Genomic DNA, 18021 nt, shown 5'->3' with positions numbered 1-18021 from the left:
TCCCGTCGAACAGACATCAAATCCCCTCAAATCGCTGCAAACCAACTGAATCACATCAGCCGAATTTTGCAACAGTCCCTCAAGGGGGGAGATCGACTCGCGGAAATGTCCGGCCTCTGCGGCTAATGCAACGCCCTCGGCAACTGTCTGTGTGTTCGCTTTTGATCTGCAGCCCATCGGCTCCAGCCGATCTCCCCCCTTGAGGGGGAGATGCCCGCGATTCGATGTGATCGAAGGAGGGCAGAGGGGGGTGCCGCAGAGCGCTGACCCGTCTTGCCACACCCTTGCGAAGGGCTTCCTCGCTCAATCCAACTTGAGCCGGTAGCGGACAAAGCTGTCCGCCAGCGCGTAGCGGTCATAGAGCTTACGGGCCGTGGCATTACCATTGTCCGTGTGCCAGTAGAGGCCGGAGCAGCCCTTTTCACGGCACAGCGCGATCAGGTCGTCGATCAGCGCCCGGCCGACGCCCTGGCCGCGGAATTGCGGGTCGAGATAGAGGTCTTCCAGATAGCATTCCGGCGAAAGCGACCAGGTGCTCTCATGCTGGTGGTGAATGGCGAAGCCGGCGAGCCGGCCATCGATCACCGCGACCCGCATCGACAGCCGCGAGGCGGGGTCGAACAGGCGGTTCCAGGTGCCCTGGGTGACCTCGGGCGCCAGATCCACCTTGTAGAAGCGGAGATAGCCTGCCCAGAGCGGCCGCCAGGCCGCCTCGTCGTCAAGCCTGACATCCCTGATTTCCACTGCCATCGGACTTATACTCCCGCCGCGTCGAGCAGAGCCATGTGCTCGGCCGACAGCGCCACCTGGCCGGCCTTGATCATGCTGTGGAGCTGCGACAGGCTGGTGGCGCTGGCGATGGGGGCGGTGATGCCGGGCCGGGCGGCGACCCAGGCGATGGCGATTGTCGCCAGCGACAGGCCCGTATCGGCGCAGACCTTGTCGAGGGCGGCCAGCACGGCAAGGCCCCGGTCGTTCAGATAGCCATCCATACGGTAGCCGCGGGCCTTGCCTTCGCCGTCGCCCGGCTTGCGATATTTGCCGGTAAGGAAGCCGGCGGCCAGCGCGTAATAGCTGATCACGCCGATATCCTGAGCGATGCAGAGGTCGGCAAGCGGGCCTTCGAACTTGTCGCGGGTGTAGAGATTGTATTCCGGCTGGATCACATCATAGCGCGGCAGGCCGGTCGTTTCCGCGGCCTTGAATGAGGTCGCCAACTGCTCGCCCGAAAGGTTCGAGCAACCGATCGCGCGGATCTTGCCCTGCTGCTTGAGTTCAGCAAAGGCCGACAGGGTTTCCTCGTAAGGGGTCTCCGCATCAGGCCAGTGGGAGAGATAGAGATCGATGTAATCGGTGCCGAGCCGCCGCAGCGAATCCTCCACCGCCTTCAGGATGTAATCCTTCTTCAGGCAGACATGGCCGAGCCCCATGTCCGAGCCGACCTTGGTGACGATGATGACCTTGTCGCGGGCGACATGGCCCTGGCGCAGCCATTTGCCGATGATCGTCTCGCTCTCGCCGCCCTTGTGGCCCTCCACCCAGGAGGAATAGACATCGGCCGTATCGATGGTGTTGTAGCCGGCATCGAAGAAGGCATCGAGCAAGGCGAACGAGGTCTTCTCGTCCGCTGTCCAGCCGAAGACATTGCCGCCGAACACGACGGGGGCGATGGAAAGGCCGGTGCGGCCGAGCGGGCGCATTTGCATGATGATGATCCTCCTTGGGGACTGCCGGCGGCGAATGCCGCGGCAGGGAAGTTAGGGCAACAGCCGAGGGTTTGAAACGCCCTCCCACAGGTTTTTTGCCGCGCATCGCCGGCCGGATTGCATCCCGCCAATGTGCCGCATAGAGTGCGCCCGCAACATCAGGATGGAGGACACTATGCTGCGTTTCGGAATTCTGTCGACGGCCAAGATCGGGCGGGAACTGGTGGTGCCGGCAATCCAGGATGCCGAGAACTGCGTCGTGACGGCGGTTGCAAGCCGCGATCTCGCCAAGGCCCGCGCCATGGCCGATCGGTTCTCCGTGCCCCATGCCTTCGGGTCCTATGAGGAGATGCTGGCCTCCGACCTGATCGACGCCGTCTATATCCCGCTGCCGACATCGCAGCATGCCGAATGGACAATCAAGGCTGCCGATGCCGGCAAGCACGTGCTGTGCGAAAAGCCGATGGCCCTAAACGCCGACCAGTTCGACGCGATGATCGCAGCCCGCGACCGCAACAAGGTAGTGGTGAGCGAGGCCTTCATGGTGACCTACGCCCCCGTGTGGCGCAAGGTGCGCGAGCTGATTGCCGAGGGTGCGATTGGCCGCCTGCGCCACGTCCAGGGCGTCTTTACCTATTTCAACCGCGATCCCGGCAATATGCGCAATATTCCCGAGCTTGGCGGCGGTGCGCTGCCGGATATCGGCGTCTATCCGACCATCACCACGCGGTTTTCGACAGGGGCAGAGCCGCTGCGCGTACAGGCGGTGACCGAGCGCGATCCTGACTTCGGCACCGACATCTATTCCAGCGTCAAGGCCGATTTCGGCGCCTTCGAGCTGACCTTCTATGTCGCGACCCAGATGGGCAACCGCCAGTCCATGGTTTTCCATGGCACGGAGGGCACGATCGAGGTCAAGTCGCCGTTCAACGCCAACCGTTGGGGCGCCGAGGAAATCGAGCTGTCCAACCAGTCCCATGGCCAGTCGCAGATCTTCCGCTTTGCCGATAGCCGCCAGTACAAGTGCCAGGTCGAGGAATTCGCCCGCGCGGCCAAGGGCGAACAGGCGGAGGTCGTCTCGCTCGAATATTCCAAGCTCAATCAGAAATTCATCGACGCGATCTATCGCGCCAGCGACAAGGACGGCTGGGAGCCGGTTTGATCCGGTTGGGCTCCAGGCTAGCGCCGGAAGACGAAGCGCGAATAACCGAAGAAGCTGAACGCCATGGCGGACCCGGAGGCAAACACCAGGGCCGCCATGGGATTGAGTTGCGGCATGGATAGCAGCAGCGCGGCATAGATCGCGTAGTTGACGACGGCTGTTGTCAGGCCGACAGCGCCGTAGCGGAAGCCCTCGACAACGACCGACCGTTTTGACGCGCCGAAGGTGAAGCTGCGATTGAGCATCCAGGTCGTCGTCATGGCCAGCGCGATCGCGGCAATGCGCGCCGGTAGCGGACCGACTGAGGTGAACCGCAGCAGCAGCCAGAGCACTGCCGCATCCACCGCAAAGCCGGTGGCGCCGACGATGACAAAGCGGACCAGCTTCTGCATGAAGCGGCGAAGAACGCCGCCGCCCGATACATCGGCTTGGTCGCGGCCCTGTAGGTCGCGCCACGATGGGCCGGGTTGCAGAAGGCGCTCGGTGTCATACGGCGAATCCGCCGGTGTTGCGCGCGCGTGTGGGCGACGGATTCGAGCATTGCTCCGGCCGTCAGGCTGAGGAATGCCCTCATCGTCAGCGCGATCGAAAGGATCGCGCTGGGCAGGCGCGGCACGGGGACGGTCGCGACCTGTTTTTAATGCACGGGCGCCATAAACGCCACTCCCTTGAGCGCTAAATTGGACGCGGTGATGCTGAACAACCTGAAGGGCCTCGTCTTCTTCTTCAACATCGCGAAGGGCCACAGGAACGTCAGCCCGTGCTTGTAGGTCGAGCGCTTGGCTTGCGACCTCGGGCCGGCGTGCGTGATCGAGTTCCAGCTCGTAGACCGGCAGATTCCGCCGTGAAGCATGCATCGACATTTCCGTTTCGATGTCGAAGCCGGCGGAGATGGTGGGGAAGCTCTTGACGAAATGGCGGGAAAAGGCGCGGTAGCCGGAGAGCTTGTCGGAGGAATCCGAGCCGAACAGATAGCGGTAAAGCCGGTTGGCCAGGCGGTTGCCGATGGCATGGCCGCTGCGTCCGGCATCGACGCCGCGCCGCTTCCCGACCACCATGTCGGCGCGCTCGGTTATCAGCGTGCGGATGAGCTTTTCGGCATCGTCAGGTGCGCAGGTGCCGTCGCCACCGGCCATGACATAGATATCCGCCTCGATATCGGCGAACATGCGGCGCACCACATGGTCCTTGCCCTGGCGCGGCTCGCGCTCGACGATTGCCCCGGCCAACATGGCATGCAGAGGCGTGCCATCGGTGGAATTGTTGTCATAGACATAGATGCGGGCGTCGGGCAGCACCGCGCGGAACTCGGATACCACGGCGCCGATGGTCGCGGCTTCGTTGAAGCATGGCAGCAGCACGGCCACTTCAGGTTTTAAGCCTTCCGATCCACTCATCCCGCAACCTTTCATACTGGATTGCTAGGCCGCAAATCCGCCGGCCGGTCCAGCTTTACTATTTCTTGAGAAGGTTAAGGCTAGGTTCATGGCTCGTTTTGATTCCCCATATTTTCCTTGGCCCGAGACGGGATGGATTTGAGGAGCCGGCCATGGCGCAGCAAGCCCTGCAGATGACGCGTTTCAACGGCCTGTCGCTCAGGACGGGGCTACCCCTGCGACATGCCCTCTGGCCCGCCGTTGCCGCCTATTCCACGGTGCTGCTCCTGGCGCTGATCCTGATGCATGTGCCGTTTTCGCAGGATTATGTCGGCGCCGACAATGACGACACCATGCGCCTGATCGAGGTCAGGAATTTTCTTGCAGGCCAGGGCTGGTTCAATCTCACCGAACCGCGGCTGGGTCTGGCCGGCGGCACGCTGATGCACTGGTCGCGCCTGGTGGATCTGCCGATTGCGGGGCTCATCCTGTTTTTCGGGCTGTTCCTGGAGCCGTTGCGGGCGGAAGCCGCGGCCCTGTTCGTCTGGCCGCTATTCCTTGCGGTGCCGACACTCGCCGCCATGGGTCTTGCCGGTCGGCGCATGGGCGGCGTCGGCGCCATGCATGTGTCGCTCGGCCTGACGAGCCTGCTGCTGGTGACCAGCAATCGCTTCCTGCCCGGTGCGATCGATCATCACAATCTCCAGATCATGCTTGTTGCCATCATCGCCGCCATGCTGATCGATCGCCACAATCGCGCCTGGAGTTTTGGCGTGGCAGGTCTGGCCGTGGCGCTGGCGCTGGCGATCGGCGCCGAGACGACGCCGCTGATGGCAGTCGCATGCCTTGTGGTCGCCGTGCTCTGGGCTTGGCACGGAATGCCGTTTGCACGACCGGCCGCCGCATTCGCGCTTTCGGTGACGCTGGGCGTGAGCTTTGCCTTCTTTGCGACAGTGCCGCCGCAGCGCTATGCGGAAATCACCTGCGACAGCCTGTCCCTCGGCTATTACGGCATTGCCTCGGTCGGCGGCGGCCTGCTGTTTCTCGCAGCGCTCGTTGCAAGCGGCCAATCTCGCGGTGTTCGCTTTGGCGTGCTCGGCGCTGTGGGCGCGATCGTTCTCGGCACGGCCTTGGTGCTCGCCCCGCAATGCCTTGGCAACCCGCTGGCGGATCTCGATCCGATGCTCAAGACCATGTGGCTCAGTGGCGTGATCGAGGCGCGCTCCTCGCTGGCGCAATTGCGGACGGAGCCGGGAACCTTTGGCGGATTTTATGCAGCCGGCTTCTTCGGCATGATGGTCTGCGCATTCCGGATCGCCAGGGGCGACCGCAGCCAGCGTCACGCCGTGCTGCTGGCGATGATCCTGGTGAGCTGGCTGATTGCCCTGATCCAGGTGCGCGGCGCGATCTTCGCCAATCTCCTGTCGATCCTGCCGCTGTCCTTGCTGATCATCGAGCTGCGCCGGCGGTCGAACGAAGATCCCGAAAATCTGGGGGTGGGCACGGTCTATATCCTGAGCGCCCTGATGGCCGTTCCGAGCGTCTGGGCGGTCTTAGGTGTTCTCTCCGCGGAGGGGACGGCCGGGTTGACGGGGCGCCTGCGCGCGGAAGGTCAGCCCACCGCTGCCCGTGTGGTCGACGATTGCACGTCAGAGACGGCACTGCATCAACTCTCGGGCCTTCAACCCGGTACCGTCGCGGCCCCCTCGGATGTCGGCACGGATATCCTGCGGTTCAGCCAGCACCGGGTGCTGAGCGCGCCCTATCACCGCAACCAGGGCGGCATGTTGACGGAACTGCATATCGGGCTGTCGACACCACGCGAGGCTAGTACCTTCCTGCGGGGCGCCCGCGTGTCGTGGCTCGCCTTCTGCGCGACCAATCCCCAGACCCGCCAGATCGCGGAGATGAAGGCCGATGGACTTTACGCCGGGCTTATGAAGGGCGAGGTGCCGGCCTATCTGGAGCCGCTGCCCCAGCCTGCCGATAGCGGCTTGAAGATATTCAGGGTTTTGCCGGACAAGCTGTGATGCAGGAACGCCCGGTCAGATGGCTCTGATCCGGTTGATGGCAAGCGCCAGCAGAAGCAGGTTCACGAGGCCGAGATTGTAGCCGCCGACTGCGACAAGGAAGGCGATGAGCGAGGTTGGGCCGGCGGAAACCATCGTCGCGACCAGGAAGACCACGGCGAGCAGCAGGGCCACAACCGCAATCGTAGCGGCCGAACGGCTAAGTCCGGACACCAAACCCAGTACCATCGCGATGACGACGGTCACATGCTCCTCCTGTTGATCGCAGCATTCCTGACAATGATGATCGCAAGCCGTTAATTCAGGGCTAACGAATCACCTGGTGCGGCGCCTCCGAAGACCAGTGTAGGGGAAGCGCCGCGTAATTGCACGGCGACCTTTTTTGTACTGGCCTCCGCCGCCGCCCCAGATTTAGGGTGGATGGCGCTACAACAGGCCCACCAGGTGACTTGCGGTGGTGCCGGTCGCCTGCACGCGACGCACCCGCAAGGGCAGGATGCTGCCTGCCGCTACGGACCGCAGCACCACGGCCTCGCCGGCCAGCATGATGACAGAGATATCGCCGCCCTGGCCGACATAGATGCCGCGCGTCGGCTCGGCAAGTTCGGTGGCATCGCTGGGCGTGATGGCAAAAGCCGAGGCGGCAGGGCCGGACTGGGAGGGCTGGAAACTGGCGAAACGGTCGGACATGGCAATTCTCCTGGGTTGAGGGACGCCATGATTATCGGGCGCCCTCAGGAGGCGGGGAAAACGAAGGCTCAAATTTTCCCACACGCGGTCGGTCTCCCAAGTGCGGCGATGGGGACAACGGCGGCGCCATGGCTGAAATTCGCCCCGGTTTGCGCTATGAAGGAGCCATGTCCGGTCTCTTCAGCGATGATTCGCCCACCAATCTCACGGAATTTTCGGTCTCGGAACTCTCCGGCTCGATCAAGCGGACGATCGAGACCGCCTTCGATCATGTCCGGGTGCGGGGCGAAATTTCAGGCTATCGCGGCCCCCATTCCTCAGGCCACGCCTATTTTTCCCTCAAGGATGACAAGGCGCGCATCGACGCCGTGATCTGGAAGGGCAGTTTTTCCAAGCTGAAATACCGGCCCGAGGAGGGGATGGAAGTCATCGCCACCGGCCGGGTGACGACCTTCCCCGGCTCATCCAAATACCAGATCGTGATCGACACGCTGGAGCCTGCAGGCGCCGGCGCGCTGATGGCGCTGATCGAGGAGCGCAAGCGCCGGTTCACCGCGGAGGGCCTGTTCGATCCCGCCCGCAAGCAGCTTCTGCCCTTCATGCCCCGCGTGATCGGGGTGGTGACCTCACCCACCGGTGCCGTCATCCGCGACATCCTGCACCGCATCTCGGATCGTTTTCCCGTGCATGTCCTGGTCTGGCCCGTGAAGGTTCAGGGCGAGGGATCGGGCGACGAAGTGGCCAATGCCATCGCTGGCTTCAATGCCATGCAGCCAGGTGGTGCGATCCCGCGGCCCGACGTGCTGATCGTCGCGCGCGGCGGCGGCAGCCTGGAGGATCTCTGGAGCTTCAATGACGAGGCGGTCGTGCGCGCCGCGGCGGCAAGCACCATTCCGCTGATCTCGGCCGTCGGCCACGAGACCGACTGGACGCTAATCGACTATGCCGCCGACGTCCGCGCGCCGACGCCGACCGGTGCCGCGGAAATGGCCGTGCCCGTGAAGGCCGATCTGGAAGCGCAGGTGGCAAGTCTAGGCGCCCGGCTCTCAGGTGCCTCGAGCCGCCACATGGACCGCCGGCGGCAGGATCTGCGCGCGCTCGCCCGGGCGCTGCCCTCGCTCGACCAGTTGCTGGCCCTGCCGCGCCGGCGCTTCGACGAGGCGGCTGCCAATCTCGGCCGCTGCCTTGAGGTCAACACGATGAACCGCCGTCGTGGGTTTGAGCGGATCGCGGCGCGGCTTTCGCCGGAAACCCTGTCGCGGCGTCTCATTGAAAACCGCCGGCGCGTGGCGGAACGCTCAGGCCTGGCGGAGAGGATCGTGGAGCGCATGGTCGACCGGTTGCGCGGGCGGCTCGGCTCCGCGGATGCGGCGCTGCGCTCTGCGCCGGCGCGCGTGCTGCATCAGACCGGCCGCGCGAAGGATCGGCTATCGGGCCTCATGCAGCGGGCGGACGGCGCCATGACCGCACAGATCCGCCATCGCCGCACAGAACTCCTCGGCCATGACCGCGTGCTGCAATCGCTCTCCTACAAAAATGTGCTGATGCGCGGCTATGCCGTCATCCGCGATACCGACGACAAGCCGATCTCGCGCGCCGGCGCACTGGTCCCGCATGCGCAGATTGCGATCGAGTTTGCCGACGGAAGGGTCTCCGCCGTCACCGGCGAGGGGGCAGAGCCACCGCCCGCCTCGACGCCGCCGGTCAAGCCAGCGCCCGCCGCCCGCGCAAGCAAGAAGGCAGAGCCGCCACCGGGGCAGGGTAGCTTGTTTTAGCAGGTCGTTACTCGATATCGCAAAGAGCCCAAAAAAGTTGCGTTATAGATCCTTAATTCACGACATGCGCGCATCATAAAACTCTGCTATAAAGCCGCACGGATGTCTTGGAGGGGGATGACATGCGGCTGGCAGTCTACAATGTAGAGAATCTGTTCGATCGGGCAAAGGCCATGAACCTGGACACATGGGAGGATGGACGTCCTGTTCTGGAGAAGTTCGCCGCCCTGAACGCGCTGCTGGGCCAAGTCACCTATAGTGATAGCGATCGGCAGCGAATGGCTCAGCTTGCAGTCGAACTCGGACTGGAGAAATCGGACCTCGGGCCGTTCGTCATCCTGCGCCGCAATCGCGGCGGCCTTCTCAAACGGCCGGAAGCTGGTGGCATTGTCTTCACCGCCACAGGGCGCGCAGACTGGGTTGGTTCGCTTGAGTTGCGCGACGCGCCTATCAACGAACACGCCATGCGCAACACGGCCCGCGTGATCAAGGACATTGGCGCCGACATCCTCGGCGTGGTCGAAGCGGAAAGTCGCCCGGTGCTGGCAGAGTTCAATAGCGACATTCTGCCGGCGGTCGGGGGCACGCCCTTTCGCCATGTCATGCTGATCGATGGAAATGACGAACGCGGCATCGATGTGGGCCTGATGTCGGGTCCCGATTTTCCGATTGGCCGGATGCGCAGCCATGTCGACGACCGTCAGAGGGACAACAGGGAAAGAGCGGTCTTTTCCCGCGACTGCCCCGAATTCGAGATCACCACTGGCAACGGCGCCAAACTGCTTGTCATGGTCAATCACTTCAAGAGCAAAGGCTTCGGCAGCACGGCCGAGTCGGACAAGCGTCGCAGGCTTCAGGCGGAGCGCGTTGTCGAACTCTGCGCCGAGCGGCTTGCGGAAGGTTGGGACTATATTGCCGTCATCGGAGATCTAAACGACACACCCGCAAGCGCGCCGCTGAAGGCTCTGGTGCAGGACAGCCCGATGAAGGACGTCTTCGGCCACCAGGCCTTCGACAATGGAGGATACGAGGGGACCTACGGTCTTTCGAATCCCGGCAACAAGATCGACTACATGCTGCTGTCACCGGCCCTGATGAAAAAAGTGGTGGCGGGAGGCGTGATCCGGACCGGCATGTGGCCAGGATCACGGCCCAAGCGGTGGGAGACCTATGCGGAGCTGAAGAGGCCGCAGGACGCTGCATCCGACCACGCGGCGCTGTGGGTTGACCTGGATATCTGACCTCAAGCCCACTCACCCCTGCGCATCACCGGCACCACCGAGCCGTCGGCCTTGACGCCGTCGATGTCGATCTTGTCGGAGCCGATCATCCAGTCGATGTGGATCAGGCTCGTATTGCCGCCGCGGGCCTTGATCTCGTCAGGCGAGAGCTTGGCACCGTCGATGAAGCACTTGGAATAGCACTGGCCGAGCGCGATGTGGCAGGAGGCGTTTTCGTCAAACAGCGTGTTGTAGAACAGGATGCCTGAGGCCGAGATCGGCGAGGAATGCGGCACGAGCGCCACTTCGCCCAGGCGCCGGGCGCCCTCGTCGGTGTCCAGCACCTTCAGCAGCACTTCCTCGCCCCTCGTCGCCTTGGCCTCGACGATGCGGCCGGCTTCGAAGCGGACCTGGATATTGTCGATGAGCGTGCCCTGGTGGCTGAGCGGCTTGGTGCTGGAAACGGTGCCCTCGACGCGCAGCGCATGCGGCGTGGTGAACACCTCCTCGGTGGGGATGTTCGGATTGCAGGTCACGCCGTTCTTGGCGGTCGATTCCCCGCCGAACCATTCATGGCCATCGGCAAGGCCGAGCGTCAGGTCGGTGCCGGGGCCGGTGTAGTGCAGCGCCGAGAAGCGGTTTTCGTTCAGCCATTTCGAACGCTTGGCGAGATCGGCATTGTGCTGCCGCCAGGCGGATACCGGATCGTCGAGATCGACGCGCGAGGCGGCGAAGATGGCGTCGGCAAGCTTTGCGACCGCGGCCTCGATCGGCAGGTCCGGGAAGACCAGCTTGGCCCAGGACGGGTTCGGATAAGAGCAGATCGACCAGTTGATGTCGAAATTCGAGATATGCTCCAGCGCCGGTTTGTAGGCCATCGAATTGGCCCTGTTGGCGCGTGCCACCTTGCCCGGATCTTGAGAGGACAACAGCATCGGGTTGTCGCCTGAAATGGCAAGCCGCGCCGCGCCAGACCCGAAGGCCTTGGCCATGCCGTCGTAAAGCCAGTTCGCCGCCTTGTCGAAGCTTTCGTCCGGCGCATGGGCATAGCGCGCCAAGGTCATGTCCTCATCGGCAAACATGGTGGTCACCACGCCGGCACCCGCCTTATAGGCATGCTTGGTGATTAGCCGGGCGAGCGGCAGCGCGGCCATCGGCGCCGTCATGATCAGGTCCTGCCCCCGCTGCAGCCGAAGCCCCACCTGGATGGCGACCTCCGCCAGCTTGTCGAGCTTCACGGGATCCACGGAATTGGCGAAATCGGGCGCTGTCGTCATGATACCTGCTTTGTCTTTGGCGTGAGTCTGCAGCTTAGGCTAAGCCGCTTTGTGGTCAAAATGAAGCGATGCTTTATGCGACGACCGGTGCCGCCACGGCGTTGAGCACGCGTTGTGCGTCCAGAGGCGAAAGCCGGACCTGCAGCCCCCTCTGGCCGCCATTGATATAGACCTGCGGCTCCGAGAGTGCCGAGATCTCGATCGCGGTCGGAACCTGCTTCTTCTGGCCGAAGGGGCTGATGCCGCCGACGACATAGCCGGTGATCTTTTCAGCATTGGGCGGCTTCATCATCTCGGCCGACTTGCCGCCCAGGGCAGCCGCCAGCTTTTTCATGCTGACCTCCCGGTCGGAGGGAACGACGACGCAGACCGGCTTGCCGTCCAGTTCCGCCATCAGCGTCTTCAGCACCCGCGACGGGTGTTCGCCGATCGCTTCCGCGGCCTGAAGCCCGATGCGTGACGCATCTGGGTCGTAGTCATAGGTATGAACCGTGAAGGCCACTCCGGCCTTGGCCAGGGCCTGCGTGGCGCGCGTCGTCTTCGACATGGCACTCAGCCCTTGAAGAAATCGGCATAGAGCTCCGGCTTGAAGCCGATGATGAGCCTGCCCTGGTGCTCTAGCACCGGCCGCTTGATCATCGACGGCTGCGCCAGCATCAACTCGATGGCCTTGTCGCGGGAGAGGTCCGATTTTTGCTCATCGGGCAAGGCCTTGAACGTGGTGCCCGCGCGATTGAGCACGACTTCCCAACCCTTGGAATCGCACCACTGCTCCAGATGGGCTCGGTCGATGCCCGAGGCCTTGTAGTCGTGGAAGTCATAGGCCACCGACTGGGCGTCCAGCCAGGTGCGCGCCTTCTTCATCGTGTCGCAATTCTTGATGCCGTAGATCGTCGTCATGATGTCCTCGCCAGTCCTCTGCGATGGCTCGCGTTTCCTGTTTTCGGTTGTCCTATCGCGAAAACCGCAAATGCTTTACCCGATTGCCCCATGGAGCGCAAAATGCGCCGGCATCGGCCAGTGCGACATCAGTGCCGTCACGGTGTTGCGGCCGGCATCCTTCGCCGCGTAGAGCGCGTTGTCGGCATGCTTGATCAGGCTTTCCAGGTCTTCGGTCGCCGCGCAGGAACAGACGACGCCGGCGCTGATGGTGAGCCGCAGGTCCTGGCCCGCGGAGCCGGAGAACGTCACGATTTCGGCATTGCGCCTGACCATCTCGGCCATCAGCACCGCCCTGTCGAGGCCGGTGTGCGGCATGGCCACGATGAATTCCTCGCCGCCCCAGCGCGCGGCGATATCCTCTCCTTGGAGGATGGAGGAGATGATGCGGGCAAAATCCCGGATCACCTGGTCACCGGTATCGTGGCCGTGACGGTCGTTGATCGACTTGAAGTGATCGATATCGAAGAGCATCAGGGAGATCTGCCCGCCGGTGCGGTTGGCTTCCGCGAGATGCTGTCCGGCAGCGTCGGTGAAGGCGCGCCTGTTATAGATGCCGGTCAGGGGATCGGTATTGGCCAGCCGCTCGAGCTCGCTCTGATAGCTCAGCCGCTCCGTCAGGTCGCGCATGACGGCCACCATGATCGGACCCGCCATCGTCTGCGTCCGCAGGATCGTGGCGCCGAGCCGCACTTCGGTCCCATCGGCCCTCAGCCCCAGGATATGCGCCTTGCGGCTGCCCATATAGGCCGTGTCGGCGCTACCCTTCAGGAAGGCGGCGAGATGGCTTCCATGGTTCCGGCGGAAGCGATGGGGCAGCAGCACGTCGAGAGGCTTGCCCGTGAGATAGCCAGGGGAATGACCGAAGAGCCGCTCGACGGACGGATTGCAGAAGGTGATGACGCCATGGACATCGATGGCGACGATCCCGTCGTCCATTTCCCAGACGATCTTGCCAAAGATATCCTCGTCAAGGACCGTCAGGTCGTTGTTGGGCATGGCTTGCGCTCGCTATTCAATGGTTTCCGCATCAGAGGTGAACGGCATCGAAACAGAGAGTGGTTAACCTATATTGTCCGGCTTGAAGTGTTGAAGACAGAATCCCGCTGGTTCGACGGACTTAAATTGGCATTTTCTTCTTTAATATAAGAATATTCGAAAATACAGATGGCTAATGTTGCTTCGGCGCATGCTGGTCTTGTTGTCGCGCAACCCCCGAAAACCAAGCGGGATGCGTGTTTTTCTTAAATTGTATGATTATTTGAATCGATTTAACAATTATTAGCAACCCCCCACATAAGATGCAAAACCGAGGTTCCGGCCGTGCCAGCGGGCAACGCCTGTTCACACGGATATTGGGTAAAATGCAGCGGAGTGCTATGTAATGTTCATCGACCGTCTCCTGTCCCGTTTCAGGATTCAGACGAAGGTCTTGATCTTCATTTTGCCGTTCATCATCAGCATCACCGCCGTCGGTTTCACGGGTCTTTATGCCTCGGGTCTCCTGCAGGGCCGCATCGAGATCTCGAACAGCGTGTTGCAGTCGCTAAGCGGCTTCCGTGACGTCTCTGCCGCCATGAACCGGTTTCTGGAGCAGGCAACCGCCGACAATCGCGATGGCGTGACGCGCGAATTGCAGGCGCAGCAGGCGGTGCTGAAAACCACGCTGTCGCAGCTTTCTGCCGACGCCGATGGGCGCGCCGACCTGGAGGCCGCCGCCACCGCTGTGGATGGCGTCGTCAAGCACATGGACACGCTGTGGAGCCTGCACGAGACGGAATCCGGCCTGGTTGCCGCCATGCGTGCCGGCACCGATACCGTGGTCGCTGCCCAGGCTGAGCTCAATACCGCCATGGGCGAGGTGCTCGCTGCCGTTCGCGACGACGAAACCGCCGCCAAGCAGATGCTGCGCGACGCCGATGGCATTGCTCTGAGCGCCACCACCCTGTCCGCAATCGGCAGCAAGTTCACCAAGCTGCCGACGCCCGAGGAAAAATTCGCCCATGTCGCTGCCAGCATCGACGAGATGAAGGCCCGGCGTGACCTGCTGGCGGCTGCGCTGCCGGAAAAGAACAAGTCGGCGGTTCGCACGCTGGAGACCATCATCAAGGATCTCTCCACGTTGGTCGCTGCCGGTGACCAATCCCAGCCGGTGGTCGACGAGATGGGCACCAAGCTGCGCAACTTCACGCAGATGTCCGCCTATTTGAACCTCGCCGCCCAGCAGAAGAGCAAGGATGCCATCGCCCGCTTCGGCGAACTCGACCAGCCGATCGAGGCGGCCCAGAGGATCGCCGATGCCAGCCGCACGCTGATCAGCTCCTCCTATTCGCTGCAAATCATGCTGGCGAGCTTCATGCTGGAGCCGACGGATGAAAACCTCGCCCGGCTCAATGACAATCTGGCTGTGGTGGGAAAGGATCTGGCGGCCTGGGAGACGGCATCGACCGGCCGGGACTTCGTGGCGCCGCTGAAGGCCAAGCTGGAGCAGGCCTTGTCCGGCATGGCCCAGTCGAGCGCCGACCTGGTCAAGGTCAGCAAGGAGCGCTCCGTCAATTTCGCCACCGCGGCTGCTGACCTCGACAAGATCTGGAAGCAGCTCACCTCTTTTGCGGAGCAGCAGAAGAGCAGCGCCGGGCAGGAGCGGCAGAGCGCCAACTCCATCTCCATCGGCGCCACCATTGTCGGCATCCTGATTTCGCTGTTTGCCGGCATCGGTCTCGTCATCACCTTCAAGGGGCCCATCGGCCAGATTACCGACGCCATGCGCCGGCTGGCGGAGGGCGTTCTTGATACGCGCATCAGCGGCGAGGCCCGCGTCGACGAGATCGGCGAGATGGCCCGTGCGCTTGGCGTGTTCAAGCAGAATGCGCTCTCCAAGATCGAGGTGGAAAACCGCAGCGAAGCGGAGCGCGAGCAGGCCGAACAGGAACGCCGCCGCAACGACCAGGAGAAGCAGGAAATCGACCGGCAGATCGATTTCGCCGTCACCGCGCTGGCCCAGGGCCTTGGCCGCCTTTCCCAGGGCGATATTTCCCAGACCATCGAGACGCCGTTCTTCGGCCGCCTGGAGCAGTTGCGCAACGATTTCAACTCGTCGCTGGTCCGCTTGCAGGACACGATGACCCAGATCCGTTCCAACACCTACATGATCCAGCGCAATGCCGGCGAGATGAGCCAGGCGGCCGACGAACTGGCCAAGCGCACCGAACAGCAGGCGGCCTCCCTGGAAGAGACGGCGGCAGCCGTCGAGGAGATCACCACGACTGTGAAATCCTCCGCCGCCCGGGCGGAAGAGGCCAATCGCATCGTTGGCGAAACCAAGAAATCGGCCGACACCTCGTCCGCTGTCGTGGCCGACGCGATCGAAGCCATGGACCGCATCGAAAATGCCTCGGGCCAGATCGTGCAGATCATCGACGTGATCGACGACATTGCCTTCCAGACCAATCTCCTGGCCCTGAATGCCGGCATCGAGGCCGCTCGCGCGGGCGAGGCCGGCAAGGGTTTTGCGGTGGTCGCCCAGGAAGTTCGGGAACTGGCCCAGCGCTCGGCCAATGCTGCGCACCAGATCAAGGACCTCATCAACAAGTCGAGCACGGAAGTATCGTCCGGCGCGCGGCTCGTGCAGCAGACCGGCACGGTGCTGGCGGAAATCTCTTCCAAGATCGTCACCGTCTCCGACCGGGTCAATGTCATCGCGACCGCCAGCCGCGAGCAGTCCGAGGCCCTGGGCGAGGTCAATTCGGCAGTCAACCAGATGGACCAGATGACCCAGCGCAACGCCGCGATGGTCGAGGAAACCAATGCCGCGACGCGCCAGCTGGCGGACGAGGCCGACGCCCTGATGCAATTGGTCAACCGCTTCAAGATTTCAAACGAAGCGTCGGCCGCACCGCGGGTACATCGCGCAGCCTGAAATTGGGCATCCCGACACAAAAAACGCCGCCGATCCCAGTGGATTGGCGGCGTTTAGGCTGCTGACAAACTCTCATTCAAGGTCTTTCGATGTTGGTTTTGACCGAAAACCTCACCGTCATGCCGGCCGCCGAGCCGGCATCCAGCGCAATCAAGTCCTTGATTACGAAAGACTCTTTTCACGGCGCAGACGCGCCGTGGCTGGATTCCGGCCTTCGCCGGAATGACGGCTGAATAGGGCCTCGCGGAAAACCTATCTTGTCAGCAAAATGGACGCCGCCGATCCCAGTGGATTGGCGGCGTTGTCGTTTAATCGGGACGATGGAAAATCACGCGGCGCGGCGCGGCAGCTTCCAGTTCGGGCGGGCGAAGTGGCAGGTATAGCCGTTGGGATAGCGCTCCAGGTAGTCCTGGTGCTCCGGCTCGGCTTCCCAGAAGTCACCCACCGGCTCCACTTCCGTCACCACCTTGCCGGGCCACAGGCCTGACGCGTTGACATCGGCAATCGTGTCTTCGGCGACGCGCTTCTGTTCGTCGCTGGTGTAATAGATGGCGGAGCGGTAGCTCATGCCCACATCATTGCCCTGGCGGTTGCGCGTCGTCGGATCATGGATCTGGAAGAAGAATTCCAGCAGGTCGCGATAGCTTGTCTTGGACGGATCGAAGACGATTTCGATGCCTTCGGCATGGGTGCCGTGATTGCGGTAGGTCGCGTTCTTGACGTCGCCGCCGGTATAACCGACGCGGGTCGAGACGACGCCGGGCATCCGGCGGATCAGTTGTTGCATGCCCCAGAAACATCCGCCTGCCAGTACGGCGCGTTCGGTGGTCGACATTGCATCCTCCTTTGCGGTTTGGGTTCCCGCTATAGATGGTGTATCCGGCCCGCCAAATCAAATGGGTGATGCCACTTATCTCGGATCCGCGCCCCGGATGGCGCCACCCGGTGCGCCATGCTCTACTGACCGCATTTCAGGGGCAGGCAGGCGATTCGGCTGCAATGCGTCGAGCAATCGCTATTTTGTCGAAAGAAACCCATGATTACGAAATTGCATCAGCTGTTGAAGCCTGCGCGTCTCACTGAAGTGGTCGATATCGGCGCCAACATGATTGACGGAGAGCCGCCCTACAAGTCGCTGCTGGATGCGAAACTCTGCCGGGTCACGGGTTTCGAACCGCAGGACCACGCGCTGGCCAAGCTCAACGAACAGAAATCGGAGAACGAAACTTACCTGCCTTACGTCGTGTACGACGGTAAGCCGCACGACCTCTACCTCTGCCATGGCTCTGGCATGGCAAGCCTGTTCGAGCCGGATCCCGTCAATATCGGGATGTTCGAGTTTCTGGTGCCGCTGGCAAGAGTGGTGGGCAAGGAAAAGCTCGCGACCAAGAGGCTCGACGACATCGCCGAGATCCAGGACCTCGATTTCCTGAAAATCGACATCCAGGGCGCCGAACTCGAGGTCTTCAAGTCAGGCAAGAAGAAGCTGGCCAAGGCCGTGGCGATCCAGACGGAGGTCTCCTTCACCAAGCTCTATAAGGGGCAGCCCGGTTTTGGCGAGATCGACATCGAGTTGCGGTCGCAGGGTTTCGTTCCCCACTGCTTTGCGGACGTCAAGCAATGGCCGATTGCCCCCTATCAGACGGCAAAGAACATGACGCCCTTGAACCACCTGCTGGAGGCGGACATCGTCTATGTCCGTGATTTCGCCCGGCCGGACAATCTGTCAGACGAACAGATCAAGCATCTCGCCATCATTGCCCATCACCTCTACGGATCCTTCGACCTGGCGCTGCGCCTTCTGGTGGTTCTGGTCAATCGCAAGGCGATTTCCCGCGAGGATCTGCACGGCTACCTCACCCACCTCACGGAAATCGGTGCGCCGCGGCCCTGAAGCGTGGTGCGAATTTATTCGCTTTCCACGCTC

General features: G+C 62.5%; 16 protein-coding genes and 1 pseudogene. 6 read left to right on the top strand and 11 right to left on the bottom strand.

Annotated features, from left to right (window positions below; genetic code table 11):
* Nucleotides 1-303 precede the first annotated feature (303 nt).
* Together B9A97_RS26010 and B9A97_RS26005 are read right to left on the bottom strand one after the other, a co-directional pair.
* Nucleotides 304-750: a GNAT family N-acetyltransferase gene (locus tag B9A97_RS26010; RefSeq protein ID WP_084368742.1), complete on the bottom strand. Its 447-nt coding sequence runs from the start codon at nt 748-750 to the stop codon at nt 304-306.
* A 5-nt stretch (nt 751-755) separates the two neighbouring features.
* A complete protein-coding gene (locus B9A97_RS26005) occupies nt 756-1706 on the bottom strand; it encodes an aldo/keto reductase (RefSeq protein ID WP_084368741.1) in 951 nt (316 codons plus the stop codon).
* A 175-nt stretch (nt 1707-1881) separates the two neighbouring features.
* Here B9A97_RS26005 and B9A97_RS26000 point away from each other — a divergent pair, with 175 nt between their 5' ends.
* Complete coding sequence (locus tag B9A97_RS26000) at nt 1882-2868, top strand: Gfo/Idh/MocA family protein (protein WP_084368740.1); 987 nt, start codon at nt 1882-1884, stop codon at nt 2866-2868.
* A 17-nt stretch (nt 2869-2885) separates the two neighbouring features.
* Here B9A97_RS26000 and B9A97_RS25995 read toward each other — a convergent pair whose 3' ends face one another.
* Both B9A97_RS25995 and B9A97_RS25990 read right to left on the bottom strand, forming a co-directional pair.
* Nucleotides 2886-3260 carry a GtrA family protein gene (locus B9A97_RS25995; RefSeq protein WP_084368739.1) on the bottom strand — a complete coding sequence of 125 codons (375 nt, stop codon included), beginning with the start codon at nt 3258-3260 and terminating at the stop codon, nt 2886-2888.
* Nucleotides 3261-3364: 104 nt separating this feature from the next.
* Nucleotides 3365-4265 (bottom strand): annotated as a pseudogene (locus B9A97_RS25990) (glycosyltransferase); the annotation flags it as partial.
* Between the two features lie 152 nt (nt 4266-4417).
* Here B9A97_RS25990 and B9A97_RS25985 point away from each other — a divergent pair.
* Nucleotides 4418-6274, top strand: a complete 1857-nt coding sequence (locus tag B9A97_RS25985; protein ID WP_084368738.1) for a hypothetical protein — start codon at nt 4418-4420, stop codon at nt 6272-6274.
* Nucleotides 6275-6289: 15 nt separating this feature from the next.
* Here the strand turns inward: B9A97_RS25985 and B9A97_RS25980 are convergent, their stop codons facing one another.
* Together B9A97_RS25980 and B9A97_RS25975 are read right to left on the bottom strand one after the other, a co-directional pair.
* Nucleotides 6290-6520, bottom strand: a complete 231-nt coding sequence (locus tag B9A97_RS25980; RefSeq protein WP_084368737.1) for a hypothetical protein — start codon at nt 6518-6520, stop codon at nt 6290-6292.
* A 180-nt stretch (nt 6521-6700) separates the two neighbouring features.
* Nucleotides 6701-6964: a spike base protein, RCAP_Rcc01079 family gene (locus B9A97_RS25975; protein WP_084368736.1), complete on the bottom strand. Its 264-nt coding sequence runs from the start codon at nt 6962-6964 to the stop codon at nt 6701-6703.
* A gap of 167 nt (nt 6965-7131) precedes the next feature.
* Here B9A97_RS25975 and xseA point away from each other — a divergent pair, with 167 nt between their 5' ends.
* Together xseA and B9A97_RS25965 are read left to right on the top strand one after the other, a co-directional pair.
* On the top strand, nt 7132-8739 hold the full coding sequence (gene xseA, locus B9A97_RS25970) for an exodeoxyribonuclease VII large subunit (protein WP_084368735.1): 1608 nt from the start codon (nt 7132-7134) through the stop codon (nt 8737-8739).
* Nucleotides 8740-8861: 122 nt separating this feature from the next.
* The gene (locus B9A97_RS25965; RefSeq protein WP_084368734.1) at nt 8862-9980 is read left to right on the top strand and encodes an endonuclease/exonuclease/phosphatase family protein; all 1119 of its coding nucleotides are present in this window, start codon (nt 8862-8864) and stop codon (nt 9978-9980) included.
* 2 nt (nt 9981-9982) lie between these two features.
* Here B9A97_RS25965 and B9A97_RS25960 read toward each other — a convergent pair whose 3' ends face one another.
* The 4 genes from B9A97_RS25960 to B9A97_RS25945 form a co-directional block, all read right to left on the bottom strand.
* Entirely contained in the window at nt 9983-11236 is a 1254-nt protein-coding gene (locus B9A97_RS25960; protein WP_084368733.1) for an aminopeptidase, read from the bottom strand.
* A 73-nt stretch (nt 11237-11309) separates the two neighbouring features.
* The gene (gene ybaK, locus B9A97_RS25955) at nt 11310-11783 is read right to left on the bottom strand and encodes a Cys-tRNA(Pro) deacylase (RefSeq protein ID WP_084368732.1); all 474 of its coding nucleotides are present in this window, start codon (nt 11781-11783) and stop codon (nt 11310-11312) included.
* Nucleotides 11784-11788: 5 nt separating this feature from the next.
* Nucleotides 11789-12139 (bottom strand): ArsC family reductase, encoded by a 351-nt coding sequence (locus B9A97_RS25950; RefSeq protein WP_143530717.1) that lies wholly within the window; start codon nt 12137-12139, stop codon nt 11789-11791.
* 72 nt (nt 12140-12211) lie between these two features.
* Nucleotides 12212-13174, bottom strand: a complete 963-nt coding sequence (locus B9A97_RS25945) for a GGDEF domain-containing protein (RefSeq protein ID WP_084368730.1) — start codon at nt 13172-13174, stop codon at nt 12212-12214.
* Nucleotides 13175-13559: 385 nt separating this feature from the next.
* Between B9A97_RS25945 and B9A97_RS25940 the strand changes: the two genes are divergently transcribed.
* A complete protein-coding gene (locus B9A97_RS25940) occupies nt 13560-16094 on the top strand; it encodes a methyl-accepting chemotaxis protein (RefSeq protein ID WP_084368729.1) in 2535 nt (844 codons plus the stop codon).
* Between the two features lie 328 nt (nt 16095-16422).
* Here the strand turns inward: B9A97_RS25940 and msrA are convergent, their stop codons facing one another.
* Nucleotides 16423-16929 carry a peptide-methionine (S)-S-oxide reductase MsrA gene (msrA, locus tag B9A97_RS25935; protein WP_084368728.1) on the bottom strand — a complete coding sequence of 169 codons (507 nt, stop codon included), beginning with the start codon at nt 16927-16929 and terminating at the stop codon, nt 16423-16425.
* Nucleotides 16930-17130: 201 nt separating this feature from the next.
* On the opposite strand from msrA, the gene B9A97_RS25930 reads away from it, so the two are divergent.
* A complete protein-coding gene (locus tag B9A97_RS25930; RefSeq protein ID WP_084368727.1) occupies nt 17131-17988 on the top strand; it encodes an FkbM family methyltransferase in 858 nt (285 codons plus the stop codon).
* The last annotated feature ends 33 nt before the right edge of the window (nt 17989-18021 follow it).

The sequence above is a fragment of the Rhizobium sp. RU36D genome, from assembly GCF_900176345.1.
Classification (GTDB): domain Bacteria; phylum Pseudomonadota; class Alphaproteobacteria; order Rhizobiales; family Rhizobiaceae; genus Allorhizobium.
This window is presented reverse-complemented; position numbering and strand designations above follow the sequence as displayed.